Here is a 24,577-nt window from a genome sequence, read left to right as displayed (position 1 = left end):
TGACCGCCTGAATCCGCCGTTGCCCAAACGTCCAAGATTTAATTCCTCCGGCCGGGTATCAGTGCGAGCTAGGATCAAAAAATGGCAGCCGAGATAAAGAAGCCCTCGCCGCTCGGAAGGTGGGAAAAGGCACTCACTCGATCGTACTGGTGGGTTCTCCTCGTTGGCATGTTGGTCTCCAGCATCCTCCGTGAACCGCTCGGTTTCTGGCCCTCAGTTGCACTCACTGTCGCCATCATCGCTGCCTTTACACTCGTAGTCGCGCGACTGGCAGCCTCGAAGCGGGAGGCTCGTCTCGTCCGGGACGTTGAGCGCGGACTGATCGAATGTGCAATCCGCTACCCCAAGGCTCTCCCCGGTTCGCTGAGCAGCAGGTGGGAACAGGGATTCGCCGAGGTGAACGATGGAATTATCAAATTCCGACCCCTGTTTGGCGAGATGGGATCCCCCACGGGGCTTGTGCGAGAGTTCAGCGAGTTGTCCTCCTACGGATTGCTCGACCTTCCCCCGAAGAGGCCGGCGGAGCTCAAGCGGTCCTGGAAAATCGCAGCAATTGGCACAGACAAGGGAGACCTGGAAGTAGCCACCGGAGAAGCAGGTCTGAGCCTGTTCCCTGGCCATATCGACCGCAACACTGGTCCTTTCTGAGAACTTCTGTACAAAAACAAGAACCCTCCGTGGGCTCGTTCGGACGGAAACAGTTCGCCGTTTAGCGTCACGCCACTTGCCCTCTGATGACGACTTCGTGGCCACATTTGGCCAGTCTCGGCGGAGAGCCGATTTTCCGCCCGGTGAGGGTTCCCTAAAGGCCATCCTGAATGCTCGTGTCAGATCCAGCGACGAAACCGAAGCTCACTCCAGCACCATTCGAGGTGCTGCTAAGTTTCACTTCTTGTTGCAGAACTTGCGTGGGCGTGACGAGCCGTTTTGCCCGCCCACTTTCGCCGTCGAACGTGTAGGAGCCAAAAAGAGCCTTCTCCGTCTGGTGACGAAGCATGAGCAATACATCGTTTTCCTGCTGCTCTACTGAGACGGGATGGTACTCATCGTGGTCTCGGCCCCAAATAGGAAGCGAGAGCGGGAACGCCAGCATCACAGCCTCGGGAAAAGACCGAGGAATTCTGTCCAGAGTTAGCGATATTGACTCCTCGCCGTCGTGCAAGGACAAAGTTTGTGGATCGAAGGATTGAATTCTTCCTGTGCGCAAGCTCTTGGAGGACCAGTAGAACGTTCCTGGAATGACCACAATGCCCCACTGCTCAATGTCTTTACCGTACTGGCTCGTTGATGTCGCTTCATATTGGTGCGCACCACCTCCGCCAATTGCGGCACCAATAGCTTTGGCCAAGTACTCAGATGTGGGCGTCATGCCCGCTATCCTTGCACGGTGAACTTGTCGGCCTGGCCTACTCTCATCGAGACTGTCGGTTCGAGAGCAATGAAGGCGATGCTCCCGTAGCGGAACCTGGCAGGCCGCGCAATGCTTGGCTGCGAATGACTGACACCATGAGGCTAACCGAGCCCGGCTGAAACCGCAGAGACAAAGCCCTAAGACCCTCCTGTTCTTTACGGTTTTATGGTCCTTATATGCCATCGTTTGGTTAGTAAAAGTTGTCCGCGACGTTTCGATGGGAACCTCGGACTACTACTTGAAAGTCGTCTTAGCAGTTGCATTTCTCATTCTCGCCGTTGCTTACGTGATGTGCCGGAACTCGAGTAAAGGGCACCCGTAGATTGCGGAGCGCGCGGTCCCTCGCCTAGCCAATGCCCTCAGTCTCCGGAAGACGTTCGGCGCCCGGTAATCCGATCGTAAGTGTAAGCGGACTCGACAGATAGGATTCGCGGATGAGGATGTCGTACCCGTACTGGATCCAATTTCAAGGTCAGAGGCTTGGCCTCGTGTGGCAAACGGACGACGAGGCTGGCGACGAAGGCGACACTGACGGTGTTCTCGTCTATATGGGCCAGATCGTGTGGGCCCGCACCCAAGAGGACTTTTCGGACTTGGCCCGGCAGCACAACCTCACCTTGGAGCGAGGAAACGAGGAACCTCAGAACCTTGACGGGATCGAAGACCTTCTCCAGTTGCCGGCATCGGATGACGTCTGCGCGCAGCTGCTGAATGCATGGAACCTCCTAGGCGACATTGCACGCAGCGTGAACGCATCGCTTGATGACCGAGGACGAGAAGCGGACAAGTGCTACGACAAACTCTTCTACGGCAACAATCTCCCCAGCATCGCTCCACCAGGTGAGCACTACAGCCCGTATTTCGATGATCACGAGCAGCGTGTTATCAGCGAGGTCCTAGACCGTGGCCGGGTGATCTTGAGCAGCCGCCTCGACCGCCGAGCGACGACGCCTGGACACTGACACGGCCCAGTGACCAGCTGGTGCATTCGTTCTATTGGCGCTTTCTGACGGCCTGGCCGTTGCGCTCGGGTGACTAGCTTCGATTGGGCTATACCGAACGGCAACCGTTCCGGTTGCCGTTCCCCTAATGAGGTAGACGTGGCCTGCTGTGCTCATACTCCTGACCGGCATACAGGCGCTGCATAGCCTGCTTCATGATGGGTGCGACCTCAGCCGGATGGACCGCCTGGGGCTCGCTCGCATAGACAGCTCCGGTGATGGCAGCGCGTAGTTCCTCCCAGGCGGAGAACTGTCCGGGGAGCCTTATGAACCAACGGAAACCTCCCGGGCGCTTCTCCACACCGGCATCGGCCAGGTACGAGTTGGCTCCCTCCTCCACGATCTGCCGGTCACGGGCTGTAAACGCTTCGGTGGACTCGGTGACTGTGCCGTCCTTGTCGGTCCTCGTGACGGTGACCGTCCTGGCGCTGTCATTCGCCGCAGGACCCCTGCGAAGGTTCTTCGGTCCCGCGGCCCAGCCGATCAGGGCGCCCCAGCCGTTCTCATCGAGCTCTGCCCAACCTTCGCCCGGCCCACCCTCGGGAACTGATTCCCACATACTGCCTCCTCTGGCATGTCCGCTGTTGAACGGCGATGACCCCACCTGACACCAGGCGGAGGATGCTGGCCCCTGCAGGTGCCGTAGCAATGGCCTCCTGGACGTGCACCGAGAACATGGCGATGGACGCGGCGGTCAACGACCAGTCAGGCCAGGTGGAGCGCCAGATCGCCTCGTCGATGATGATGGCGGCTGCGATCTCGCCCAGCGACTCGGCGAAGCGGTATTCCTTCGGTTCCCCGCCGTCTTCGCTGGCCCGGATGAACACCGCTGGAACGGGCCCCGCCCACTCAACACGGACCGTCCCGGCGTCGACAAGACCGGGGATAAGTTCGGCAGCGAACATTTTCAGATCCTCCATCGGAACCAGGCTCCTTGCCTCAGGCGCTCACGGTCAGGTCATAGGACCCAGGCTAACTGCCCATCGGCAACGGCGAGTTGCCACTGTGGCCATGCGCTAATCGAAGCGCACGGCGTTCCACTCAAGGATTCGTGGAACGGCGAGCCCCTCGAGAATGAACGGATCACCGGCGACAAAGCGCTCAGCATCCTCGCGCGAGGTGAGGATCGCCATCGACGCACCGGCCGGATCCATTGTTTGGAACCGGCCCAGCGCGAGGAGCCCGCCGCCGCCGGCCTGGAACGCTTCATAGTAGGCCTTGTGGCGGGGGAACGTTTCAAGAACGCGCGGCAGATCGATGCCTTCGCTGAGGCTATACATCACGACGAATTCCATGTGGCCGCTCCTAGCTCCCACTCCATCTGACGATGCCGAGACTGTATCAGTTGAAGCACCGCTACTCTATGGCTGTGGCCAACGGGGCAGGCAATGACGGTAACAAGTACGAGTGGCAGTCCTGGCCGCCAGACTCGCTCGACGGCATGCCGCCGAAACGGAGGCTCCTGGCTGACTGGGCAATCTTCTGGCTCATCCTGCTGGTGGACTGATGGGATCTGCCGCCGAAGCAGCCGGCATTGCGCAGCCGTGGCGTTCACTGCTTGTGGCCGGCGTACTGGCCGCCGTCTTCGTTCCCCTGATCCGCGGAGCTGTTTTGGAGACCACGCAACTTCGCACGGAGGGGATCGACCTTCCTAGTGGATACCCGGCCACCCGGAAAACAGTGATGCCGAAGCAGCAAAGCAACAGGTCAGGGAACCTTAAACCCGCTAAGTGACCGGCATACGGGCACCCTTTTTGTGGCAGGCCGCGTTCCTTACTCGGCCAGCTCTCGGATGGGTCGGTGTGACAGTGGTCAGGGCTTCGAAAAATATAAGCAACTAATGGTTGCGTAAAAAGTCGGCCTGAGATACGTTGATCTGCAACCAAACGTTGCAGAAAGCGGGAAGCTCATGGAATTTGGAAGCATCGAGCGAGAGATCTACGTCGACGCGTCTCCAGAGATCGTCTTCGAGGTAATCAGCAGTCCAGAGCACATCAGGGAGTGGTGGAACGGCGCGGAGACCGATATATCGGCGACCCCGGGCGCGGTCGCCGAGATCGCGTGGGGCAGGGATACAGCAGAGCCGCATATCCAGCCGCTCACTGTTGTCGAGGCGGAACCGCCTCGCTTGTTCTCGTTCCGGTGGGTCTACGATGATGCAGCCGTGGCGACCCCTACGAACTCGTTGCTGGTGACCTTCGAGCTCGTGCCGTCCGGCACGGGCACAGTGGTCCAACTGAAAGAGACCGGCTTCCGAGAGAAGGGGTGGGAGACCGCGGTTCTCGAGGCGGCATACGCCGACCATGTTCGGGGTTGGGACATCTTCGTGCCCAGCCTCGGCAACTACATCAACAGGTTGGTGTCGACGCCATGAGCGTCGCAGTCGACGACGACCTTTGGTCAGCGATCGGGGACCCCACCCGGCGCCGGATGCTCGACCTCTTGCTCGCCGAGGGCGCCGGCACGCCCACTACTCTCAGTGAGCGCTTGCCGGTGACGCGTCAGGCCGTCTCGAAGCACTTGGTGATCCTGGATCGCGTCGGCCTGGTTCATGTCACCCCTTCCGGGCGCGAGAAGCGCTACCAGGTCGACGAGGCCCAGCTCGCCCGCGCGGCCGCCCAGTTAGCGGACGTCGGGTCGACCTGGGACGCCCGCCTGCGGCGGATCAAGGGGATAGCCGAAGCGATTCAGCGCCGCCAGGAAAAGTAAACCGTTCCCAAAGCAAGCAATATACGAGACGAGGAATCGACATGGTGGACATACTCCATAGAGTCGGGATGAAGTCGGCGTCAGTGGATGAGGTGTACGCGGCCCTGACCACGCTCGAAGGCCTGTCGGGCTGGTGGGCGACTGACACAAAGGGCCGGGCCGAGGTCGGAGGGACCCTAGAGTTCCGGTTCGAGCCCGGCGGTTTCGACATGAAGGTGCTCGAAGTGAATCCTTCCCGGAGCGTGCTCTGGGAGGTTACCGACGGGCCCGCCGAATGGATTGGCACGACGGTGCGGTGGGACCTCAAACAGGAAGGCGACTACGCCATCATCCTGTTCGCCCACAAGGGTTGGAGGGAGCCCGTCGAGTTCATGTACCACTGCAGCACTAAGTGGGCGACGTTCCTGGTGAGCCTAAAGCAACTCGTCGAGACGGGCACCGGCGCACCCGAGCCGTACGACCTCAAGATCTCCAATTGGCACTGACCGGGTTGAAGAGATCGCAAATAACGAGGATCCATAAAACTCCTAAACGGGCTCAACCGCAGGGCTTAGGCAAGCAGCGCAATACGAGACTGTCGGAAGACAGCTGCGGAAAGCGGCATGCAAAACCCCGGTCAAGCGGCCAACATGCTCCACGCTTCGGTTTTCGGTTTTCGGTTTTGGAGAGCGTGAGCGGTCGCTGACAGGTGCGCTAGGTGCCCAACGCGAGGTAGTTGCCTAGAGCCTGGAGCAGGCCCCGGGTGCCCTTCTCACGGACGTCGCTGTCAGCCCAGAACTGGTCGAAGAAGACACCGTGCTCGACGTGGGTGAATCGGGTGCCCTCGTCGATCGGGTCGAACTCCAACGACGCCACTGACGTCGACGTGTGGATCCCGTCGAGCCACATGTCGTACGTCGTGACGATGCGGTTGTACTCGACAATGTCGGTGTAGGTTGCCTCGTACCGAGAGACTGGACCGTTGTGAAATTTGCCCTCAGCTATGTCCCGTCCCCCGATGAAGTTCTTCGTCAGTAAACCGGGCCCCTAGTTAGTGCAGAGAAGTTTGGTGATCAACGCCCGCAGCGAGACGATTTTGGAGAAACCGTCATTCCGCAACGCCGCCTTGAAGCGGCGTGCGCTGGTGCCGGCTTATCCGGTAGTAGAGGGAGCACTTCCGGTGTTGGAGCAGGTCAGGACCGTTGAAGACATGTCTACAACGGAAATCGTCCGGACCTACCAGAATTCCTCCATTGCGTTAACGTGGCGGGTCTTAGCCATCCCAGTTTCTTTGGCTCTGAGGCGTCCGCCCTGCCGAACATGCCGTCTTAGCTGTGAAGCCCTACGCTGGGGCTGACCAGGTACGGACAACTTCTCTTGAATGAGGAACCCCCTATCGGTGCTGCCTTCCACGTCTACTTCGTGGATCCCGCGCTCATGTGCCGGCACCTTGGACGTGGTCGGCATTAGATTGAGCCATAGCTGGAACTCCGACGTGAGAGGTGTCATGACTGCGGGAGGAATTCGCGATTGGGGGAACCGGCGGTCTTTGCTAGCTGACCGATCATTTTGGGAGCCGGAGGGCCGCGTTGGCGTCATTACGAAGGGTAAGTTCACGAACCGGCTGATCCTTTTCTATCCAGACCCAACCCCTGGTCATTGGACTGAAGTCGTGAGTTCCTCGCGGGAAGAAGGTCCCTTAGATTCCTATATCGTGACCGATGAGTACGCCGCTAACGTCCTTGAGGAGTACGAAGTGTCCTGGCTTGCGAGGAGCGACGAGGAAGCCTCATTGGAGGAGACGGTGTTCGGTTGGCGGCAGACGTTTAGGGCACCCGGGCGAACCCTGAAGCAACGGCTCCTCAAACTATCGCGGCGAAGCCAGCCGAAGTAACGTGCGGGAAAACCTCTGGCCCGTCGGGGAACCCCAACCGGGCCAGTTTCCTTGGTCTACTCCAAAAGGGAAGACGGACAAGTCAGATCACTGAGCAGCAGCACCTCCATCGGGTTGGATGGAGGACCCCATCAGCTCCCATGGCTATCGGTCGTTCGGGGTCGTTGTGGGCTGGTACAACTAATTCATGGGATGGCTAACTAAGTGGTTCGACGACACGGACTGGCCAAAGGACCCGCGCCTGGACGCGTTTCGGGATGCTGTGTGGGAGCTGTCCCTGAACGGCGAGACCACGGGGTGGGTGACCACCGGCGTCGCTCCCATGCGATCGTTCCCCTTCCTCTGGCTCAAGGAGGAGCGCATGTGGTCGCAGGTGCACTGGCTGAACGGTGAGCACGACTATCTCGAAGAGGACTACGGTCCTGAATGGCATGTTGCTGAGGAACTGCGGCGCGGGCACTTTGTCGCCACCGACCCTCTCACCAGCCTGGAAGCAAGCTTTGACGCGGCCGCTGTAACCGGACTCGAGCGTGACCGCCTGTGGGCGCAGTTGGATCACGGCGTGGAACCCCATATCAGGAAATAGAGAAGTTCCAACACTTCGAATCTCAGCTGGGCATCGGCAGCCTAGCGCTTCATGCCCACAGGGAACCCGCTACCGGAATAGTTCTGATGGACTAGCCCAATTACGCGCGTGACCCGAGCGAGAGCCATGGCCAGCAGCAGGGCTGCCGGACTCAGAGTTTGTGATCCGATGTTCCTGAGAACTGTCTGGTGAGGGCGTGGAGCGCCTTTTCATACTCCGCGCGCTCGAATACGAACGTCCTGTCGATCTCTACAGGTTCCGTTGGCGTGCCAAAAATGTCATCCCACCCGAGGTCAGACCAAGTGACAGTTTTGTCCGTAATGCTGATTCGTGTGCTTAGGCCTCCGCAGCCGGGGTCTCCACATTGGCAATACAGGAGCCATGCTCGTCCATTCCTGTCCGCTGGCACCGGGCCGCCAAGAAGTTCCTTCAGTTGTTCCAAGAACATTTCAGATTGATCCGACCAGGGCAGGGGGATCCGGCGATTGGGGTCATCTGCTTCGGAGGGTTCGATTAGGGCGAGCAACGGTAGGCCATCTATGTAGATTTCGTGAATGGGCGCACGGACTTTGATTTCCTGCCGGCGGCGGAACAAACGGAACCTCGACTCCGTCCACTCCAGTTCATTCTCAACGAACGTCAGCGAGTTGATCGGTTTCTCCACAAACCCAGTTTCCCAGCTCTGAAGCCAGCGGTGGCTCTGACCATGTCCCCGCTGTGGGAACCTCTACCGGAGACTGAGACCGTTGGCTAGGCGACTTCTCCTAGGCATCGTTCTCTGAGTAACACCAGGCTTCCGGGAGTGGTGGCCAGTTCGATCACACCTTTGTCCGTGTTCAGCGTGATGATTTTTCCTCTCGGGAATACTGCCCAAGGTGCTTTTGTGGGTTCAGCCAGAGAAGTTAGCGCTGAATAGACTTCAATAGGTCCAGTTGCAGGACCGGTCATCCCGGTCTTTGCTTGAAATAGGAGTCTGCCCGGTTCTGCCTTTGCGTACCCCTGGGCCCATCTCCCTTTAAGCGCTGATCCCTTCTCACGATGGGCGCACTCGAAAATTCCTTTGTCTGCGTCCATTGCTACCCGCCGTTTTTTGGCTGGGATTAGGGGCAGCGAGAGGACTATCGTGAGGGTCGCGATGATCGCGATGGTAACGGCAAGGCCCAGCCAAAAGCCTAGCTCCTGTATCAAGGGGTTCATCACCGTCGATATGACCAGCAGTGAAGATGCGAAGGTCAAGATGTTAGAGTCAAAAACCTTCTCTAACCGGCTACGGGATGTCGGTTCGATTGTCGGCTGGTTCATTGGCTTTGCCTGACCTCCCCCAATTAATGGCTACCCTACGCCTCTTTTGGGATCTCCAAGACTGAACTGGAGGCAGGGATTCTCGTCGCAATTCCTTGACTAACGCAGTCCGAAGAAGGCCAGTCCGCATAAGGTCCCGTAAGCCGGTCCGTCAACAGGATTACCGCTGTCTGGCCGGTCCCAGCGTTGCTGCCGTGAGACGGCATACCGTAGCCCCCGGCCGGTGGGCTGTCCACTGAAGGGGCGCAAAACGGCACCTTGGCCGTGAACGGGAAGTCGGCTGAAGCAGGTGGCATGACCGGACTTCGCCCGCCTTGAATAGCTGGGCAACGCCTACGGAGGTGCCCAGCACCAACAGTGAATATGTCAACGTGATTCAAGACCACTAAGACGACTTGATTCAGGGCCACACTTCCCTTCCTCGTAGCATAGGCAGCTCGTGTTCGGGCTCGAATGCCCTGGATCGGATTGGGTGGCGGTGAGTCGACGCAACTGGAGGAGTTGGCCTTGGGCGGCCGCGAGGGCTGCTTCAAGTTCCGAGATTCTTTTTCGGTTGTTGGCACGTTCTTCGGTGAGCCTGGTGGTCAGGATTCTGATGATGCTGCTTGTCCCTGCCTGTGCCGGGTCAGGTATATGGGGCTGCGATGGTTTGGGCCGAGGTGCTGTTCTTTGGCGCAGGTCCATGATGCGTTCGCGTAGGTCGGTTGTGCGGTAGAGAAAGTCCTTTGAAACTCCCGCCTCGGCTGCGACCGTTTGGAAGGTGATGGGGCGCCCTTCTTTGAGTAGTCGGCGTAGTCCCTTTTCCGCTTTGGCAATGGCGGTTTGCCGCTTAAGTCGTGCTGCCCGTTTGAGGTTGTCGGTGTTGCCCCTGCTCATTTAGCCGGTGACCTGTCGGGGTGCGCGTTGAATGTCCGAGGCTACTCTGGCGGTCGTTCCGGCTGCGGAGACGGGTCCGGTGCTCGAGCCAGGGTCTTTGATGGACTCGATGATTCCTTCCAGCGCGCGTTTTTCTCTTCGTCGCAGAGTGAGCCAGACGTGGTTCTCGCTCATAGGCTCACCGGTGCGTTCCTTGTGGGCTTCTTGACGCTTTTCGATCAGGGTGTCGAGTGCAACCAGTTCGCCCTCGTGGACGCCGAGGAAGCGTTCGTCGGTGACGAACAGGTCGCAGGTCAAGCATGCGTTTCCTTTTCCGCAGGTCTGCGCGGGCGGGAGTGTGCACCAGCCGTTGGGCAGGACTCGGTCTGTTCGGGCATCGAGCGCCATCAAGTCGTAGAGGTCCTCTGCGGCGAGGTTGGGTTTAGTGGCGTCCGATGTGAGCTTCCGGTACTTGAGGAACTCGGCTTTCGCGGTCGCGTCCAGTGTTTGCGCGTAGTGCATGGTCATCTCGGGTGACGTGTGGCCGAGGTAGCGCTGCACGACGTGGAGGGGGACGCCTGCGTTGAGGAGGCTGGTTGCCTTGGTATGACGGAAGTTGTGAGTTTTGGTGAGTTTGAGCGGCTTGTCGTTCTCGTCCCGGATGTCGGCAAGGGCGACAAGTTTCTGCAGCTGGCGGCGGAAGACCTGGCTGCTGTAGGGGCGTCGACTGTGCAGGTTGTTGTGATTCCTGATGAAGAGGTACTGCGGCGGCTCCGTGATGAGGTTTCGTTCCAAGTGGTCCTTGAGCCAGCGCTGCTGTTCGGCAATGACTTCTATCGCTTCGGAGTCGATAAAAATAGTTTCCGGGGCGCCTTGAATCTTGGTTTGCTGGTACCGCAGCTTCGCAATCCTCTCAGAGCCCGGCTGATCGACTCCGGGCACTGGAATCAGCGGATTAGCGTCGAGCATGCAGATTTCGCTGGCGCGACGCCCGGTGGCGATGAGCAGCAGCAGGATTCTCATTGCTTGGGGGTCGCCCACTCCTCCTTCCGCCCCGGGCAGGCCGAGGAGCGGAGTGCGGAGCGCGATCTGGGACATGGTGTGGTCAGAGTAGAGCCTGGTCTCGTCGAGCGGCTCCTTCCGCTTTTTCCGCGGGAGGTCGCCCGGCCGGATGAGCCGCAAGTATTCGGGGGTCAGCTCTGCCCACCTGCCGTCCCCGGTGTCGCGGGCTGCGTCGTCCCCCTGGTCGACCATGAACTCATATAAGCCGCGGACCGCAGCCGCCATCATCCCGATGCCAGACTGCTCCCGTTTTCCCCCGGTTTTGGTCTTGAAGGCTTTCTCGGACAGGAAGTCGAGCATGAGGGCCCGCCGCCCCTCAGCAGCATCGGCCAGCAGGGGCGTGTCGACGTTGCGCTCCACGAGGAACTCACCGAAGACCTTAATGCTGTGTTGCCGCTGGCTCGCTGTTGCCCAGGCCAGCTCGCGTCTTTCCAGAGCCGTTTTCACATAGAACATTCCGCCCCGCCGGAGCCACAGAGGCGTGACCTCGTGCCAGTGAATAGCGTGTCCGCGGGGCGGGACGTCGCGTTCCCTGGGGATGCCGGGGTCCAGATCAAGGGACCACACTTCACGTCTCCACCAAGGGCCGTCATCATAGGCGAACCACAACAGCTTTGCTGCACGGTCGAGAGATCCGGCCATCGTCCGGAGTGTTGACGGATTCGGGAGTTCCCGGGTCCGCTTGGCCCAGGTAGTACTGAGCTCTTTACGCCACGCTGACGGCGTCCGGTCCGTGAGGCTCTCACACGGCAACCCGGCGGCTTTTAGGCGTCGGGAGGTCTCTGCTAGTTCCCGGAGGAGCAGTCCCATCGATGCGCACGGAACGCGGCCGCCGCCCTGCACGATCCGCCAAATCACGTACTGCATTTCCCGCTGCATGACTTCCGGCAGGCCATCGAGGTGGATGTTGCCGATCTTGGGGTGGTAGTAGGCAAAGTAGGGCAGGTACTGCGCCGGCACCGTGCTCCGGGTGTAGTGAAGGAGCCGTAGATCATCCGGAACCTGATCGGTCAAAGCCAGGTTCGCCTGGATACTGAAGGGGTTTGCGTTGCCTTGGGTCAGCACTTCGAGGGTTCGCGCGTCAGCCGATTTCATCGTCGATCCTCCATCGTTCAGTCAGCTTCTGCCAGTCGGCCAGGGAGCGGAGTTCCTCGTCTTCACTGACCCAGGCATAGATGTCCAGCGTCGTTTGAACGTCAGCGTGCCCGAGGCGCCGGCTCACCACATGGAGAGGGGCTCCGGCCAGCAGCATTGCCGTTGCATGGGTATGGCGGAACCAATGGGGCGTCCACTTCGGCGGTACCTCCGGTCCCAGAGCCTTACGGATCCGCGCGACCCGCTTATAGACGGTCTCTGCACGCATGGGTGTGAACTCGTGCCCGCGCCGCAGGTTAACGAATACATATGCGTCATCCATGGACGGCACAGCCAGATCCATTCCGGCCTCGCACAGCTGCCACACGTATTCTGCGTAGAGCCTGTCCAAGCCGTCGGAGATGTGAATTTTGCGGTATCTCGAGCCTTTGACCCGCAGCCCATGCGGGTGGTTTTCTCGTGGCTCCACATCTATGTATGGGCTCTCTCCACGTCCGGCGTGCCAGTCCCGGTGCTGCAGGGAGAGTGCTTCGCCCAGCCGGAGCCCGGTCTCCTCCAGCAACGTGAACAGCAAACGGTCCCGGACCGAGCCGCTCCAACTCCCGACCTCCGGGTCGTAACGGCCGCAGTGGTTCTTGATCGCATCGATCTGCCTCACCGTGAGAGTAGGAGCGCTTAACCTCCGCCTCGGCACGCTGACCGAAGCTCCCCGGTGACGGCGCCGCCGCGTATGCCCCAAGAAGGGCTCGTAAGACGATTGCGCCGGACGATCCGAGTACAGGATCGTGCCGAAGTCGTGGCCCCGCCATTGGTGGAACACGTAGAAGGACCGCACCGCCTGGATCCTTAGAGAGGCAGTCGAATTGGCAATCCTGGAGGTGGCTGGCGTCGGATGGAGGACAGTGATGCCCGGTGGCACGCCGATCCGGATCCAGGCCAGAAATGCCGACAGGTCTTCGATCTGAATCTGTTCCCACGGCCGGCGGAGAAGGACCAGGAACTCCCACCACAGCTGCAGGGAACGCGAATAGGACTTGACGGTATTGGGCGAGTGACCCGTCTGCCTTAAATGTTCCAGATAGAGCTCAATGTCTGGGATCGGCAGGAAGTCGTCTCCGAGTACCGTCCACGTAGTCTCCGCTCCATCGAGCAGAACCCGCTGAACTCTCGCCATCGACCAGCTCCTTGTTCCCGCTTTCCCCACTAGGAATCCTTGGCTGGGAAGGCCAACTGGAACGGACTTCGATGTGAACGATGAACGGAAATTCGGTGCCAATCCGGTTAAGACGGATACCGGATAACTCAGTCTTCGAGAGGATGCTGAAAGGAGTTCCTTTCTCTGAAGACGTTAAAGACAAGCCGCAAACTATGCCGGATAAACCGGCCGAGGGGTACTACGAGTGGGAGAAGACCGAATACGGCAGGTGGCTCCTGAGCTGCACCATCCTCACCACGACCGCCCACGTGACTCACCATTGGGCTACCCCCAGATAAGGCATGTCGACGACCGGTCCCCTGTCATCGTGCCCCCGGACATGTACGCCACTGGCTGGACCCGGGGACCACGGACAAGGCGGACATTCAGCAACTGCTCGATGCCATGCCGGAACCGGTCCTCACCCCGCGGGTGGTCAGCGACCGCGTCAACATGGTCCGGAACGACGGACCGGAACTCATCGAGCCGGCGCCGGGCAACGCCTGATCCTCCGGATGGACATCAACGTACAGGCCTTCCGCGCATGGCTTGCTGCAGTGAAACGGAGCCCCTGCGCCAGCTCAACGGCCTAAACGCAGGGGCTCCTGACGCTTCAGCTCTTGGGGGAAAGCTGAATGCCTGCAAATAAATTACCGCGGCGGCGGGCGCGATACGTCCTTTAAGCGTTGATCGGATCATTCTTGAGCCAAACTTGATCCGTTGGCGCCCGAAGCCGCTGCCTCGGACAGGGCGGCCTGCACTTGAACGAACGTGTGGATCCGGACGGCTCTGAAGGGGGCTCCGCCCGACCGGGTAGCGGCGGGACGTGTGCGGAGTAGAGCTTGTGATGCCGGCCCTGTGCCGGATCAATGGCGTCAGCTGCCTCCGGGTTCTCCTGCTGGCGGGTTTGGCCGCTGCTGGCGTTGGTGGCTGCATTCCCGCCCTGCGAGACTGCTCTGTGCTGAACGCCGTCTCGTTCGGGAAGCGTTATGGGCGGGAAGCTGGCTCCGTCAAAGGTTGACGCTGGATGGTTCTGCCTGAGCAGGTTGGTCCTGACCGGCGTCCCCGGGAGGTGCAACCCTCGGTTCGGGAAGCGGAAGCACCCCCGCCAGACCCTGGACGAGGTCCGCGCTCACGAGAGCGCCACCGGCTTTGGCCCACGCTGGCGCTGAGTCTGGGCGGTATGCTCGCCGGCTTCCTGACCGACTACTGGCGCCCCCGCACTCCGAGGCCGCCCGCTGAGGAACCTTACTGAGGCTGACCCGCCCGGAAATCCCTGAGCGCATCTTCTCTGATCCACTTTCTGGTCAAAAAGACGTCCAGCACGACAGACACGGCGAAGGCCGCCCAGAAAATCCATAGAGGTGCGAGGCCCGTGAATACCCCCGCCATGACCGCAAGGATCACGGCAGCAGAGACAAAGTTATAGATACGTCGCCCAGGAGTAGCGTTTAGCGCTTCCTGCCTTTCGCGTAAATAATTCAGCATTGCGCCCCCAAGAAATCCAGCAATAGTAATCCCATCAGCGTAGCCTGCACCGGCCCTGGTCCGGGCGACCGGGCTAGTGTAGCCACGAAGTGGGGCAAAGGGAACGGGGTGTAGCCAGTGAACAACAACGACCCAGGAGTTGAGCATTCATCGGCTACGAAGGCGCCAGGACGCCATCGGGTAGTTCTCGGCTTCTGCTTTCATCAAGGGACGGTTCATATCGGTTGTCCTCTGGGTTGTTCCCATATGTCTGATCGTGGTGGTGCAGGAACTGATCGCCGCGCCGCAGTCCGAGAGCGGGCAGAACAATGTGGCGGGAATCGCGGTCACGGTGCTGTGGTACGGGTTCGGGATTGCTCTTGTCTTCGCAGCACCTCCGGCCTGGATCCTCGGATACTTGCTTCGGCCCGCGCTCAATCAATGGGTCCATGTTGCCGTCTTCTTTGCGGCACCGACGTTGGTTTTCTGGGTTCTCGGAGGCCCCCTGGGATTAGGGTAGACCATCGAAACCCTGGGTTTCTGGGCCCCCGTAGGCGCGGCCGCCGCGATCGGACGCTATGCCGTCGGAAAGAACGTCGATCTGGTGCAGGTTCAGCCCCGCGGCTAGCGCCGATCGATCCCCGGCGGAGAAAGCAGCTCCGCCGCTCTGCCGGGAGTGCGCTCAGATCAAGTCGACACAATCGAACAGCCGGGGAATGACCCAAAAACATAGGGGCACGTTACTGTTTTCTGGACCCCGGTTCTGGGCAGGATTGGGGTGTGCTGGCCTGTTGGTCCCGGCACGGTTGCAGGAAAACTACGCTCCCGCAGTACACGGCGGTCAGAACTCCGGTTTCTTCAAGGACCAGGTGTGCGGCGCGGCGGTTGGGCGCAAGATTCAGGATCTTGCTTTCCTCGTTCAGGTAGAAGTGCCAGTTCTCCCCGATCACGGCTTCGATGTTCCCGGCCACGAGGGTTTGCAGGTTCTCCAGTCCGGCATTGATGGTTTCGACCCGTGCCGGTTCATTCATGTCGGCGGGGATGATCAGCGCGGACCAGCTACGACGACGTCAATTCGATCCTCCTGGCAGGATGGGCGGACCTAATTGCGCTGGGCCGCACGCACCTGTACGAACCGCAGTGGACCCTGCATGTGGCCGCCGAGCAGGGGTACCAGGACCCGGGGTCCAGTGGATTCCGCAGTTCCAGGCCGGCCGCCGCAAGCCGCTGAGCGCGCCCGCACGGACGCGGACCGCCCGCGGTTGTCCCTTCTGAAGGAGCCGGACGCTGACACCGCCGGCGCCCACCTCCGCTGGACCCCCGCCCAGGTTGTCCCCGAAGCAGCACGGGCCCAGTAGCATCAACGCCCAGATAACCATGAGGGGCCCTGGCATCGGAGCGGTGGCGCTCACCGACAGCAACCACGTGCGCGTGCGGGATATCGGGAATTTCGATTTCTGGTTCGCCATCCACGTTCCCGTTGCCGAACCAAGGACCCCAGGCGGAGTCGACAAAGTGATCCGCATGGTCGTCCGGCGCATCCTCGTCTTCTTCGTCATCACCGGCACGCCGTGGGGCGTCTGGCCATCTTCGCCGTGGCGTGGCAACGCCACGGAATCATCCCGGATCATGCCTCGAGCGCGGCCTGGGGGCAGCGATGGCAAGCTGCTGGACAAAGCGCAGATAGACATGATTCGCTGGCTGGGCACTTCCTCTGGCGCTGGTGGCGCGAGACCGAATCAAGGCCGCGGGTTGAGCCTTCACTCAGCCGCCGGGTGTGAGGTGGTCGAAAACCAAATTGGTCTGGGTGCTGGCGATGGCCGGGTCCGACCCGAGATGGTCGGCGATAAAGTTACGCAGCTCCTGCGGTGTCCGACATGCCACATGGACCAGGAAGTCCCGGTCCCCGGCTAGCAGAAAAACACTCTGCACCCCTGGCATAGAGCGGAGCTTTTGCGCGATCTCCAGCATCCGGTTGCGCGCCTGCTGGCTGACCCGCACGGAGATCAGCGCAATCACGATCAGCCCCATCGCCTCAAGGTCCACCTCGGCATGGAAGCCCTTGATCACGCCGGCCCTTCGTAGCGCGCCCACACGGTTCAAGCATGTGGACGGCGCAATCCCCGCCCTGGACGCGAGAATATTGTTCGGAATCCGGGCATCCTCGATCAGCTCATGCAGGATGAAACGGTCCGTTTCATCGAGCCGAATCGGATTCGGCACAGCCAGCGAGGAGCCGGTCAAGACTGAATTCGGCACACTTTCACCACGTATTTCTGGGCAACTATTCAATTCTATTGTACCAATATTGCGCCAGATTCTACCCTGAATCAACTTTCCGAATACACCTTTCTCTAGTTAGGACCGCGCTCATGGACGCATCCCTGCCACGCACCCGGAACGAATGCCTGGCTGCGGATCATCTGGACCCGCTGGCGCACTTCCGCGATGCCTTTGACCTGCCGGAAGCCGTCATCTATCTGGACGGCAACTCGCTCGGTGCCCGTCCGCATGCTGCCATGGAACGGGCCACGACAGTCATCGGGCAGGAGTGGGGCCAGGGCCTGATCCGCAGTTGGAACACGGCCGGCTGGTTTGGACTGCCGGCACGGCTGGGCAACAAGCTGGCCACGCTGCTGGGCGCCGGCCAGGACGAGGTTGTCATCACGGATACCACCTCGCTGAACCTGTTCAAGTCCATCGCGGCCGGACTGCGCATCCAGCGCGAGGCCGCCCCGAAGCGCAAGGTGATCCTCACCGAACGGGACAACTTCCCCACGGATATCTACATCGCCGAGGGCATCATCGACTTCCTCAACCAAGGCTACGAGCTGCGCCTCATTGACGAAGACCTCCCGCTGGATGCCGCACTGGACGGCGACGTCTCCGTCATCGCCCTTTCCCATGTGAACTACCGCACCGGTGCCATGTATGACATGGCTGCGGTAACCGGACTGGCACATGAACGCGGTGCGCTGATCGTCTGGGACTTGGCACACTCTGCGGGCGCTGTGCCCGTTCAGCTCAACGCCTCAGACGCCGATTTTGCCGTGGGGTGCACCTACAAATACCTCAACGGCGGCCCGGGATCACCCGCGTTCATCTGGGTCAGCAAGCGGCTGCAGCAAAAGTTCCGCCAGCCGCTGTCCGGCTGGTGGGGCCACGCCCGCCCGTTTGCCATGGAGGATTCCTACGAGCCCGCCGGCGGCATTCAGCGCTACCTGTGCGGCACCCAGCCCATGGTTTCGATGGCGATGATTGAGTGCGGGCTGGACATCACGCTGGCCGCCGACATGGGGCTGCTGCGCGCGAAGTCGCTGCAACTGACGGATCTGTTTATCTCCCTTGTGGAGACGCGCAAGGGAGAGCACCCGCTGGAGCTGGTCACACCCACCGACCATGACCGGCGCGGCAGCCACGTGAGCTATGCGCACCCGCAGGCCTACGGGATCATGCAGGCCCTGATTGGCCGCGGCGTGATAGGCGACTACCGCGAACCGCACGTATTGCGCTTTGGCCTCACCCCGCTGTACCTGGGCTACACGGATGTATACGACGCCGTGGATGCCCTGTTCGACATCCTGGAGACCAGGGAATGGGATCGGCCGGAGTTCAACTCGCGGTTGACCGTCACCTGAACCTTGATCGCCTAAACACCGGCTCAACGGCGGTTGGCTAAACCTTGGGGCCCGCGGGATCGCGGGCCCCATTAATCCCGCACAGCCAAGAAATGCAGTGCTTACTCAAAGACGAGGTATTCCAAGTGGCAGATAGCTTTGAAAAGATCCAGCAGCGAGAAGGCGGACTCAAACGCCAGCTCACCGGCCGGCAGATGTCCATGATCGCCTTGGGCGGTGCCATTGGCACTGGCCTGTTTCTGGGCAGTAAGTTTGCCATTGGTTTTGCCGGCCCCAGCGTGATTATCAGCTACGCCATCGGCGGGCTGATTGCCCTGATGCTGATGGCCAGCCTCTCCGAAATGACAGTGGAGCACTCGACGTCCGGCTCCTTTGGGGCATATGCGGAGCACTACATCAGCCCGCTGGCCGGCTATCTGGTCCGCTACATGTACTGGTCCTGCATTGTGCTGGCGGTGGGCACGGAGGTCACAGCAGTCGGCGAGTACATGCAATTCTGGTTCCCCACAGCGCCGCCGCTAGTCTGGGTGGTCCTTTTCTCCGCCGTGCTGATTGGCGTCAACGCCCTGAACGTCAAGGCGTTCGGCACCCTGGAATACTGGTTTTCCAGCATCAAGGTCTTCGCCATTGTGGGCTTTGTGCTGCTGGGCGCCTACGTGGTGTTTGGCAGCCACAAGAGCGGCGTAGGTTTCCACAACTACACGACGGGGGGTGGCTTCTTCCCCAACGGTTTCTCCGGGATGTGGTTTGCCGTCATCGTCTCCATCTTCAGCTACCTCAGCATCGAAATGATTGCGGTGGCAGCCGGCGAGGCCAAGAACCCGGAGCAGGCGGTGAAGAAGGCCTTCAAGACCACCATCGTCCGGCTGTTCCTCTTCTACATCCTCACCCTGGCCCTGGTCCTGGCAATCGCCCCGGTGAGCGGCATCATGGCCGGCAGCAGCCCGTTCGTGACGGTCATGCAGGTCATCGGCATTCCGGGCGCGGACAGCGTGCTGAATTTTGTGGTGATCATTGCCGCGCTCTCCGCCATGAACAGCCAGCTGTACATCTCCACCCGGATGATGTTCAGCCTCTCCCGCGGCGGGGACGCGCCGGCCTTCCTGGGCAAGGTGCGCCCCAACGGCACACCTTTGAATGCACTGATCGTCTCCAGCGTGGGTATCGCCATTGCCGCCGTCACCTACGCGGTGTTCCCCGCTACGGCCTTCACGCTGATGATGGCGCTGTCCATGTTTGGCGCCATGTTCACCTGGTTCATGATCTTCGTAACGCATTGGTTCTTCCGGCGCCATGCCGCCCGCACCGGCCGTACGCTCAGCTTCAAAGTGCCACTCTCCCGCGTCGGCACCGTCGTAGGCGCATTGCTGATGCTGGCGATCATGGTGAGCACCCTGTTCACCGAGGCCTTCCAGATGACGCTGATCTTCGGCATGCCAGCTACGGCTCTGGTCACGGCCATATACTTCATCAGGCGCCGCGTCCAGGCCCGCAGGGCCAACCGGTCCCCGGGGGAAGGCCGCCGAAGTGAGCCGGACAACGCCCCGGATATGCCCCTTGTTGATGCCAAGAGGTGAGCTAAACCACCTGAGCCGGTGTGTTTCCAACGTGCACAGCGAGGACGCTCAGTGGCGCATGAACGACGAAGCCACACCAAACGGCATGCAGGCATCGAACGCACCGTCGAATAGGTTGCTACCGATGCTTCCGGCCACCGGCACGATTCCGCCATCATGCGCGGGGTCCAGTCCGCCGAAGCGGGGCTCTTTCGCAACCTCCATGTACAGTACCTGAATGCTTCCCGGGCCCTCAGCCCACGGCGTCCGTGGCCACAGTCGAGAGGCAGAGAGTTGGGCACAGGACGAACGCACGACAGCTTCAGGCGAAAACGCCGACGCAGCGCAACTCCTGCCAGAAGCGGAACGCGCGGATAGAACCTGTCGCAAGGAGATGGAAGCAGAGCAGAGAACAAACCCCTCCACCTCTTTTGCGTCAAAGTGGCTCAGAAGGTCGCCCGTGGCCTTGGACATCACATGTCTGCCGCACATGAGCCCCGCCAGTGGTTGCTGGTGATGATCCATGCGTCTTCCAGGGGCATCTCCGCGAAGGCGAGTTCGCGGTTTAGCGCGTCGACGTGGTCCCGGTAGGGGCGGTCACCGTCGGGGCCGGTTTCGTTGGTGTAGATGACCAGGATGGCGCCGGTGGCGTTCTCGTCCGCGCAGAGGTAGGACACGAGGGTCTGGGCGTAGTCGGCCGGGGCCGCTTCGGCCGGTGCGTCCACGCGCAGGGTCGCGCCGAGACGCTTGCCGTTCAGGGTCAGCAGCACGAAGGATTCCTCCGGCTGGAGCCCCAGGGCGTGCGGGATGTACGCGAGGATGTCGGCGGGGCCGGTGAACTTCAATGATTCAGACATGGTGTTGTTTGTCCTTTGCTGAGTATTGGATGTGGTGGGTGGGGTGCGGTTGGTGACCGGCCAGCTTCCCCTCTCCCGTTACTGTTTTTTAGACCCCGGTTCTGGGCAGGATTGGGGTGTGCTGGCCTGTTGGTCCCGGCACGGTTGCCTCTCTCTGTCGTTGATGATCCACGGGGTGAAGCCACCGGGACCGGCAGGTGCCGGAGAGACCGCTGATAGGGGCAAGACAGAACTCATCGTCGTGCGTAACGTGAATGCCGGGCTTCGACACCACCTCAGGTCAGTACAAGGACCAGGAACCGCTGCGACCGGAGGTGCTGCATGATCGAGAACCACGACACCATTGATGTGTTCATCGGGCTGGACGTTGGCAAAGGCGATCACCACGCCGTCGCACTGGACAGGAGCGGCGCTAAGCTGCTCGATCAGGCACTGCCGAACGATGAGGGCCGGCTCCGGCTGATCCTGCAGGACCTGGAATCCCGCGGACGGATCCTGCTGGTCGTGGACCAGCCCGCCACCATCGGCGCGCTGCCGGTCGCCGTGGCGCAAGCCGCCGGCGTCCTCGTGGGCTATCTGCCGGGCCTCTCGATGCGCCGGATCGCGGACCTGCACCCCGGTGAGGCGAAGACTGATGCCAGGGACGCGTTCATCATTGCCGAAGCAGCAAGGACCATGCCGCACACCCCTGCGCGCGGTCCAGGTCGCCGACGAGGAACAGGCCGAACTGTCCATGCTGTGCGGATTCGATGACGACCTCGCCCAGCAGGCCACCGCTGTCACGAACCGGATCCGTGGGCTGCTCACCCAGATCCACCCGGCCCTGGAACGGGTGCTCGGCCCGCGCCTGGACCACCCTGCGGTGCTGGATCTGATCGGCACTTGGCCGACCCCCGAGGCTCTCCGGAAGGCTGGGCAGAAACGCATCGCGGCGAGGTTGCGGAAGCTTGCACCGAAGATGTTCAACCGGCTTTCGGAGCAGGTCGTGGCGGCCTTGGATGAACAGGACGTCGTGGTCGTCGGGACCAGTGCCACCGGAATCGTTTTGCCCGAGCTGGCGGGCATGCTGGCCGGTATCCATGAGGCCAGGGCGAAGGTCCTGGCCCGGGTCGAGGCCCTCGTGGAGGCCCACCCTCTTCACCCCGTCCTGACATCCATGCCGGCGGTGGGCGTCAGGACGGCCGCACGGATCCTCACCGACGTCGTCGGCAAGAACTTCGCTAGCGCCGGCCACCTCGCCTCCTACGCAGGCCTCTCCCCCGTCACCTGGCGCTCCGGCAGCTCCATCCGCGGCGACCACGCCTCGCGCCGAGGCAACAAGGCACTCAAACGCGCCCTGTACCTGTCCGCCTTCGCCTCGCTCAAGGACCCCGTCTGCCGGGCCTACTACGACCGCAAACGCCACAACCAGGCCCTCGTGGCGCTGGCCCGAAGACGCTGTGACACCCTCTACGCCATGCTTCGGGACGGGACCATCTACCAGCCCCGTGCCACGGCCGCTTGACGAACGACGTTAGCGCCTCAGCCGGACCCGCAGGGCGACGGCAGCCGTCGCAGCTGCCCGGTCAGGACGAACGTCCCATCCGGGTGGCGGAATTTGTCGAAGGTCACCACATTCGGAGCCAGATGACGGCTTCTTCTTCGTCCGTGAAGTACGTGACGGGGCATTCGGGCGGGGCCAGGCGAATAAGGGAATGGGCGATGACGCGGTCCACGGCAGTACGACCGAGGATGGCGAACGCTGTGAGCGGGGTTCCTCCGCTGCAAAGGCTGATCGCTGCACGACTGACGGAACCGACACCGGTGATTTGCAAAAGGACGGATCCGGGCTTTCCTCCGGTGAGCTTCAGCAGTTCCGCACTTGCCCGGACGCACTCATCCTCGGTGATGTGTGCGTTGGATCGCAGGATGATCCGGTGCACTCCCCGGCTCACGCGGTCAACGGAAAAATCTGAATCGCACTCGGCAAGAGCCAGCGGGGACATGGCCCGAGGCTGCTCAGAAGTCCGGGGCAGGACCGGGGGACTCCGGAAGCGGCTCCCGGCTGTCCCTCAAAGGTTGAACTATCACGTGACTCCCCCAAGTCGTTGCGTCAACCGGGCAAGCATCGCCGCTGGCTGACGCGCCCGGACCCTGTAGCACCAAGGCCACCGTCAGGGTATATCGAAAACGATGACCCGTCGATCAACTGGCCACCCCGCCCCCGCGAGGAGCACTCCGTGCACCCGGCCGCCGGGGCATGTCCTTAGCCGTGAGTTAACCAGTAAGAGACCGGCATGTGCCGGTCTCTTACTGGTTTCCCTCTGCATAAGAAATCTGTGGTGCAGCGTCCGCACTTCAGGGGAATGTGCTCCTCAAGGAGCGTCGCTTGGAACATAGTCTACCCCGCAGCGCCTTACAGCCCGCTGTGAGCATGCCACTCGAGGATGTTCTCAGACACGGGAAAGCCCCTCGGACGAGGGGCTTTCCCCGGATAAGTCAGTCGTAGATTGGTCTGGGTCAGCGGTGATCTGTTCCTCCTTCCCGGACGCCTAATGCGCCCAATGCCGGACTGTGGACAAGATTTTATTAACAAATCCCCCGGACCGTCCAGAATCAGCAGCATGTCATCCATCCAGACGAAAACCGGGGCACCTGGTTCGCGATCCCGGCCCAGATGGGTCGGCCGATGCACCAGTAGCCGGTGACCCCTTTCCTTGACGAAAAACATAGGGGCACCCCGACGCTTCTATGTCTGTCAAGCGTTAGGAGGCGGGCTTCGTGCGCTGACCAACCGGGTTGCGCCCCTCGTCGTGGTTATGCCGGTGGCTAGCGAGGGTGGGGCGTCTCAGGTGAGCGGCCAGCTTCCCCTCTCCCCCGTTGTTTTGGCTGCTGGCGAAGCTTGCGGAGCTGTGCCCACGGAGGCCTGTCTACCCTTGGCAAGGGCCGGGAAATTCCCGGAGGAAATAAGCGACGCAGGAGCGCCGGAGAGAAATTCCCGGCATGCAGGCCCCGGAGTTCACGGAGGGGCTAGACGGGTCGGAGCGGGCACGTACAATCCCTTGGGACAGCAGCCAAAAACAAGAAAAACGCTTCTACAGCCCGAGCGAAGCGAGGACCATTACACAGCGTCCAGCGCTGTGCGCCGCGGAGGTTCGCCGGGCGCTCTCAATCCGGCTGAGAAAAGACACCAGCGTCTTGAAAGGCACAGCTTTTCAAGACACCCACCGCTGCCGCTCCCGCAACGGATTCGGGTGTGAATGATGGCGCGATTTGGCCGAATTATGTGGTGCTAAATGGCAGCCTGCTGGCCGGCAAGGGCTCGTGACCGTCTGTAGAACGTTGCTCGGGACATTCCCAGGTCCCTGGCTACCTGCGCCGCGGGCTCGCCGCCGTTGATCAATTGGACAGCACTTCGAATCTGGCTATCAGTAACCCGACGGGGCCGGCCGCCAAGGTCCTTGCCCGCTTCTCTTCGCTTGCTAATGGAGTCCGTAACGCGTTCGCGCCTGATCTCGTATTCCATCTGCGCAAGGGCGGCCATGATCGTGAACAACATTGACCCCATCGGTGTCGCTGTGTCTACGTCGCCTCCGCCCAGGTTCAGGACGCGCAGGCCGGCGCCCCTGCTGCGGAGTTCGTCGGCGAAGGCAAGCAAGTTTTGGGTGGATCGCCCGAGCCGGTCCAAAGTCGTGATGACGAGGGTGTCACCCTCCATAAGCGCGTCGAGTGCTCCATCGAACTGCGGTCGCGACGCCCGTGCTCCGGAGACGCCATGGTCGATGTAGAGGTCATCGCGTCGAACGCCGGCGGCCAGCAGATCCGCCCGCTGCCGGTCCGTGGACTGCTGCCGTGTCGAAACTCGTGCGTAGCCAATAAGTTTCGGCATGGCATGCCTCCTAGCTGTCTCATAACTAATGGTTAGTATGCCGATTCAACCAGCAGGTTTCGAGACATAGTTATGAGCTGTGGAGCCGCTCCGCGGCGTTGG

Annotated in this window: 28 protein-coding genes and 2 pseudogenes; 14 read left to right on the top strand and 16 right to left on the bottom strand. The window is 61.1% G+C overall.

Features of this window, described 5'->3' with window-relative positions:
• Positions 1 to 81 precede the first annotated feature (81 nt).
• Positions 82 to 648 carry a hypothetical protein gene (locus tag J7I85_RS21645; RefSeq protein WP_214857054.1) on the top strand — a complete coding sequence of 189 codons (567 nt, stop codon included), beginning with the start codon at positions 82 to 84 and terminating at the stop codon, positions 646 to 648.
• Positions 649 to 802: 154 nt separating this feature from the next.
• Here the strand turns inward: J7I85_RS21645 and J7I85_RS21640 are convergent, their stop codons facing one another.
• Positions 803 to 1,369, bottom strand: coding sequence for a hypothetical protein (locus J7I85_RS21640; protein WP_214857052.1), 567 nt, complete (start codon positions 1,367 to 1,369; stop codon positions 803 to 805).
• A gap of 476 nt (positions 1,370 to 1,845) precedes the next feature.
• Between J7I85_RS21640 and J7I85_RS21635 the strand changes: the two genes are divergently transcribed.
• Positions 1,846 to 2,373 carry a hypothetical protein gene (locus J7I85_RS21635; RefSeq protein WP_214857050.1) on the top strand — a complete coding sequence of 176 codons (528 nt, stop codon included), beginning with the start codon at positions 1,846 to 1,848 and terminating at the stop codon, positions 2,371 to 2,373.
• Positions 2,374 to 2,497: 124 nt separating this feature from the next.
• Here J7I85_RS21635 and J7I85_RS21630 read toward each other — a convergent pair whose 3' ends face one another.
• From J7I85_RS21630 to J7I85_RS21620, 3 genes are all read right to left on the bottom strand, one after another.
• Positions 2,498 to 2,971 (bottom strand): DUF5956 family protein, encoded by a 474-nt coding sequence (locus J7I85_RS21630; RefSeq protein ID WP_214857048.1) that lies wholly within the window; start codon positions 2,969 to 2,971, stop codon positions 2,498 to 2,500.
• Positions 2,916 to 3,332 carry a hypothetical protein gene (locus J7I85_RS21625; protein ID WP_214857047.1) on the bottom strand — a complete coding sequence of 139 codons (417 nt, stop codon included), beginning with the start codon at positions 3,330 to 3,332 and terminating at the stop codon, positions 2,916 to 2,918. Before J7I85_RS21625 ends, J7I85_RS21630 begins: the two co-directional genes overlap by 56 nt.
• Positions 3,333 to 3,428: 96 nt before the next feature.
• On the bottom strand, positions 3,429 to 3,707 hold the full coding sequence (locus J7I85_RS21620) for a YciI family protein (RefSeq protein ID WP_214857045.1): 279 nt from the start codon (positions 3,705 to 3,707) through the stop codon (positions 3,429 to 3,431).
• Positions 3,708 to 3,781: 74 nt separating this feature from the next.
• On the opposite strand from J7I85_RS21620, the gene J7I85_RS21615 reads away from it, so the two are divergent.
• The 4 genes from J7I85_RS21615 to J7I85_RS21600 all read left to right on the top strand — a co-directional run bounded on the left by J7I85_RS21615 (position 3,782) and on the right by J7I85_RS21600 (position 5,606).
• Positions 3,782 to 3,919: a hypothetical protein gene (locus J7I85_RS21615; protein WP_214857043.1), complete on the top strand. Its 138-nt coding sequence runs from the start codon at positions 3,782 to 3,784 to the stop codon at positions 3,917 to 3,919.
• Between the two features lie 402 nt (positions 3,920 to 4,321).
• Positions 4,322 to 4,786, top strand: a complete 465-nt coding sequence (locus J7I85_RS21610; protein ID WP_214857040.1) for an SRPBCC domain-containing protein — start codon at positions 4,322 to 4,324, stop codon at positions 4,784 to 4,786.
• Positions 4,783 to 5,121: a metalloregulator ArsR/SmtB family transcription factor gene (locus J7I85_RS21605; protein ID WP_214857033.1), complete on the top strand. Its 339-nt coding sequence runs from the start codon at positions 4,783 to 4,785 to the stop codon at positions 5,119 to 5,121. The genes J7I85_RS21610 and J7I85_RS21605 overlap by 4 nt, the downstream gene beginning before the upstream one ends.
• 41 nt (positions 5,122 to 5,162) lie before the next feature.
• Positions 5,163 to 5,606 (top strand): SRPBCC domain-containing protein, encoded by a 444-nt coding sequence (locus J7I85_RS21600; RefSeq protein WP_214857020.1) that lies wholly within the window; start codon positions 5,163 to 5,165, stop codon positions 5,604 to 5,606.
• A gap of 208 nt (positions 5,607 to 5,814) precedes the next feature.
• Here J7I85_RS21600 and J7I85_RS21595 read toward each other — a convergent pair whose 3' ends face one another.
• A complete protein-coding gene (locus J7I85_RS21595) occupies positions 5,815 to 6,009 on the bottom strand; it encodes a hypothetical protein (RefSeq protein WP_374102516.1) in 195 nt (64 codons plus the stop codon).
• 154 nt (positions 6,010 to 6,163) lie between these two features.
• Here J7I85_RS21595 and J7I85_RS25300 point away from each other — a divergent pair.
• Both J7I85_RS25300 and J7I85_RS21590 read left to right on the top strand, forming a co-directional pair.
• Positions 6,164 to 6,253: pseudogene (locus tag J7I85_RS25300) on the top strand (SOS response-associated peptidase family protein); the annotation flags it as partial.
• A gap of 928 nt (positions 6,254 to 7,181) precedes the next feature.
• Positions 7,182 to 7,580 (top strand): hypothetical protein, encoded by a 399-nt coding sequence (locus tag J7I85_RS21590; protein WP_214857017.1) that lies wholly within the window; start codon positions 7,182 to 7,184, stop codon positions 7,578 to 7,580.
• Positions 7,581 to 7,731: 151 nt separating this feature from the next.
• Here J7I85_RS21590 and J7I85_RS21585 read toward each other — a convergent pair whose 3' ends face one another.
• The 5 genes from J7I85_RS21585 to J7I85_RS21570 all read right to left on the bottom strand — a co-directional run bounded on the left by J7I85_RS21585 (position 7,732) and on the right by J7I85_RS21570 (position 13,068).
• The gene (locus J7I85_RS21585; RefSeq protein ID WP_214857015.1) at positions 7,732 to 8,244 is read right to left on the bottom strand and encodes a hypothetical protein; all 513 of its coding nucleotides are present in this window, start codon (positions 8,242 to 8,244) and stop codon (positions 7,732 to 7,734) included.
• An 86-nt stretch (positions 8,245 to 8,330) separates the two neighbouring features.
• Positions 8,331 to 8,882 carry a hypothetical protein gene (locus tag J7I85_RS21580; RefSeq protein WP_214857013.1) on the bottom strand — a complete coding sequence of 184 codons (552 nt, stop codon included), beginning with the start codon at positions 8,880 to 8,882 and terminating at the stop codon, positions 8,331 to 8,333.
• Positions 8,883 to 9,248: 366 nt separating this feature from the next.
• The gene (locus J7I85_RS26045) at positions 9,249 to 9,758 is read right to left on the bottom strand and encodes a DUF6262 family protein (protein ID WP_374102515.1); all 510 of its coding nucleotides are present in this window, start codon (positions 9,756 to 9,758) and stop codon (positions 9,249 to 9,251) included.
• The gene (locus J7I85_RS21575; protein WP_214857011.1) at positions 9,759 to 11,894 is read right to left on the bottom strand and encodes a tyrosine-type recombinase/integrase; all 2,136 of its coding nucleotides are present in this window, start codon (positions 11,892 to 11,894) and stop codon (positions 9,759 to 9,761) included.
• Entirely contained in the window at positions 11,881 to 13,068 is a 1,188-nt protein-coding gene (locus J7I85_RS21570) for a tyrosine-type recombinase/integrase (RefSeq protein ID WP_214857010.1), read from the bottom strand. The genes J7I85_RS21575 and J7I85_RS21570 overlap by 14 nt, the downstream gene beginning before the upstream one ends.
• 194 nt (positions 13,069 to 13,262) lie before the next feature.
• Between J7I85_RS21570 and J7I85_RS21565 the strand changes: the two genes are divergently transcribed.
• Entirely contained in the window at positions 13,263 to 13,388 is a 126-nt protein-coding gene (locus tag J7I85_RS21565) for an SOS response-associated peptidase (protein ID WP_214857009.1), read from the top strand.
• A 1,451-nt stretch (positions 13,389 to 14,839) separates the two neighbouring features.
• Positions 14,840 to 15,076: a hypothetical protein gene (locus J7I85_RS21560; protein ID WP_214857008.1), complete on the top strand. Its 237-nt coding sequence runs from the start codon at positions 14,840 to 14,842 to the stop codon at positions 15,074 to 15,076.
• A 220-nt stretch (positions 15,077 to 15,296) separates the two neighbouring features.
• On the opposite strand, the gene J7I85_RS21555 is transcribed toward J7I85_RS21560, so the two are convergent.
• On the bottom strand, positions 15,297 to 15,587 hold the full coding sequence (locus tag J7I85_RS21555) for a DUF3846 domain-containing protein (RefSeq protein ID WP_214857007.1): 291 nt from the start codon (positions 15,585 to 15,587) through the stop codon (positions 15,297 to 15,299).
• Between the two features lie 159 nt (positions 15,588 to 15,746).
• Here J7I85_RS21555 and J7I85_RS25295 point away from each other — a divergent pair, with 159 nt between their 5' ends.
• A complete protein-coding gene (locus tag J7I85_RS25295) occupies positions 15,747 to 15,914 on the top strand; it encodes a hypothetical protein (protein ID WP_251024681.1) in 168 nt (55 codons plus the stop codon).
• Between the two features lie 406 nt (positions 15,915 to 16,320).
• Here the strand turns inward: J7I85_RS25295 and J7I85_RS21545 are convergent, their stop codons facing one another.
• On the bottom strand, positions 16,321 to 16,800 hold the full coding sequence (locus J7I85_RS21545) for an Lrp/AsnC family transcriptional regulator (RefSeq protein ID WP_251024680.1): 480 nt from the start codon (positions 16,798 to 16,800) through the stop codon (positions 16,321 to 16,323).
• A gap of 128 nt (positions 16,801 to 16,928) precedes the next feature.
• On the opposite strand from J7I85_RS21545, the gene kynU reads away from it, so the two are divergent.
• A complete protein-coding gene (gene kynU / locus J7I85_RS21540) occupies positions 16,929 to 18,194 on the top strand; it encodes a kynureninase (RefSeq protein ID WP_214857006.1) in 1,266 nt (421 codons plus the stop codon).
• 125 nt (positions 18,195 to 18,319) lie between these two features.
• Entirely contained in the window at positions 18,320 to 19,771 is a 1,452-nt protein-coding gene (locus tag J7I85_RS21535) for an amino acid permease (protein WP_308159599.1), read from the top strand.
• 48 nt (positions 19,772 to 19,819) lie between these two features.
• Here the strand turns inward: J7I85_RS21535 and J7I85_RS21530 are convergent, their stop codons facing one another.
• Together J7I85_RS21530 and J7I85_RS21525 are read right to left on the bottom strand one after the other, a co-directional pair.
• Complete coding sequence (locus J7I85_RS21530; RefSeq protein WP_214857004.1) at positions 19,820 to 19,975, bottom strand: hypothetical protein; 156 nt, start codon at positions 19,973 to 19,975, stop codon at positions 19,820 to 19,822.
• A gap of 248 nt (positions 19,976 to 20,223) precedes the next feature.
• On the bottom strand, positions 20,224 to 20,607 hold the full coding sequence (locus tag J7I85_RS21525; RefSeq protein WP_214857003.1) for a DUF4192 family protein: 384 nt from the start codon (positions 20,605 to 20,607) through the stop codon (positions 20,224 to 20,226).
• Positions 20,608 to 20,928: 321 nt separating this feature from the next.
• Here J7I85_RS21525 and J7I85_RS21520 point away from each other — a divergent pair.
• Positions 20,929 to 22,111, top strand: a pseudogene (locus J7I85_RS21520) (IS110 family transposase).
• Positions 22,112 to 22,214: 103 nt separating this feature from the next.
• On the opposite strand, the gene J7I85_RS21515 reads toward J7I85_RS21520, so the two are convergent.
• The gene (locus tag J7I85_RS21515) at positions 22,215 to 22,592 is read right to left on the bottom strand and encodes a hypothetical protein (protein ID WP_214857002.1); all 378 of its coding nucleotides are present in this window, start codon (positions 22,590 to 22,592) and stop codon (positions 22,215 to 22,217) included.
• Positions 22,593 to 23,878: 1,286 nt separating this feature from the next.
• Entirely contained in the window at positions 23,879 to 24,475 is a 597-nt protein-coding gene (locus J7I85_RS21510) for a recombinase family protein (RefSeq protein ID WP_214857001.1), read from the bottom strand.
• Between the last annotated feature and the right edge of the window lie 102 nt (positions 24,476 to 24,577).

The organism is Arthrobacter sp. ISL-65, from assembly GCF_018613795.1.
GTDB lineage: Bacteria > Actinomycetota > Actinomycetes > Actinomycetales > Micrococcaceae > Arthrobacter.
The sequence above is the reverse complement of the archived record's forward strand: the minus strand, read 5'-3'. Positions and strand labels throughout refer to the sequence as shown.

Coding starts and splice junctions, on each gene's coding strand:
- J7I85_RS21645 (WP_214857054.1), top strand. CDS start 82: ATGGCAGCCGAGATAAAGAAGCCCTCGCCGCTCGGAAGGTGGGAAAAG.
- J7I85_RS21640 (WP_214857052.1), bottom strand. CDS start 1,369: ATGACGCCCACATCTGAGTACTTGGCCAAAGCTATTGGTGCCGCAATT.
- J7I85_RS21635 (WP_214857050.1), top strand. CDS start 1,846: ATGAGGATGTCGTACCCGTACTGGATCCAATTTCAAGGTCAGAGGCTT.
- J7I85_RS21630 (WP_214857048.1), bottom strand. CDS start 2,971: ATGTGGGAATCAGTTCCCGAGGGTGGGCCGGGCGAAGGTTGGGCAGAG.
- J7I85_RS21625 (WP_214857047.1), bottom strand. CDS start 3,332: ATGGAGGATCTGAAAATGTTCGCTGCCGAACTTATCCCCGGTCTTGTC.
- J7I85_RS21620 (WP_214857045.1), bottom strand. CDS start 3,707: ATGGAATTCGTCGTGATGTATAGCCTCAGCGAAGGCATCGATCTGCCG.
- J7I85_RS21610 (WP_214857040.1), top strand. CDS start 4,322: ATGGAATTTGGAAGCATCGAGCGAGAGATCTACGTCGACGCGTCTCCA.
- J7I85_RS21605 (WP_214857033.1), top strand. CDS start 4,783: ATGAGCGTCGCAGTCGACGACGACCTTTGGTCAGCGATCGGGGACCCC.
- J7I85_RS21600 (WP_214857020.1), top strand. CDS start 5,163: ATGGTGGACATACTCCATAGAGTCGGGATGAAGTCGGCGTCAGTGGAT.
- J7I85_RS21595 (WP_374102516.1), bottom strand. CDS start 6,009: ATGTGGCTCGACGGGATCCACACGTCGACGTCAGTGGCGTCGTTGGAG.
- J7I85_RS21590 (WP_214857017.1), top strand. CDS start 7,182: ATGGGATGGCTAACTAAGTGGTTCGACGACACGGACTGGCCAAAGGAC.
- J7I85_RS21580 (WP_214857013.1), bottom strand. CDS start 8,882: ATGAACCAGCCGACAATCGAACCGACATCCCGTAGCCGGTTAGAGAAG.
- J7I85_RS26045 (WP_374102515.1), bottom strand. CDS start 9,758: ATGAGCAGGGGCAACACCGACAACCTCAAACGGGCAGCACGACTTAAG.
- J7I85_RS21575 (WP_214857011.1), bottom strand. CDS start 11,894: ATGAAATCGGCTGACGCGCGAACCCTCGAAGTGCTGACCCAAGGCAAC.
- J7I85_RS21570 (WP_214857010.1), bottom strand. CDS start 13,068: ATGGCGAGAGTTCAGCGGGTTCTGCTCGATGGAGCGGAGACTACGTGG.
- J7I85_RS21565 (WP_214857009.1), top strand. CDS start 13,263: ATGCCGGATAAACCGGCCGAGGGGTACTACGAGTGGGAGAAGACCGAA.
- J7I85_RS21555 (WP_214857007.1), bottom strand. CDS start 15,587: ATGAATGAACCGGCACGGGTCGAAACCATCAATGCCGGACTGGAGAAC.
- kynU (WP_214857006.1), top strand. CDS start 16,929: ATGGACGCATCCCTGCCACGCACCCGGAACGAATGCCTGGCTGCGGAT.
- J7I85_RS21530 (WP_214857004.1), bottom strand. CDS start 19,975: ATGGAGGTTGCGAAAGAGCCCCGCTTCGGCGGACTGGACCCCGCGCAT.
- J7I85_RS21525 (WP_214857003.1), bottom strand. CDS start 20,607: ATGTCTGAATCATTGAAGTTCACCGGCCCCGCCGACATCCTCGCGTAC.
- J7I85_RS21515 (WP_214857002.1), bottom strand. CDS start 22,592: ATGTCCCCGCTGGCTCTTGCCGAGTGCGATTCAGATTTTTCCGTTGAC.
- J7I85_RS21510 (WP_214857001.1), bottom strand. CDS start 24,475: ATGCCGAAACTTATTGGCTACGCACGAGTTTCGACACGGCAGCAGTCC.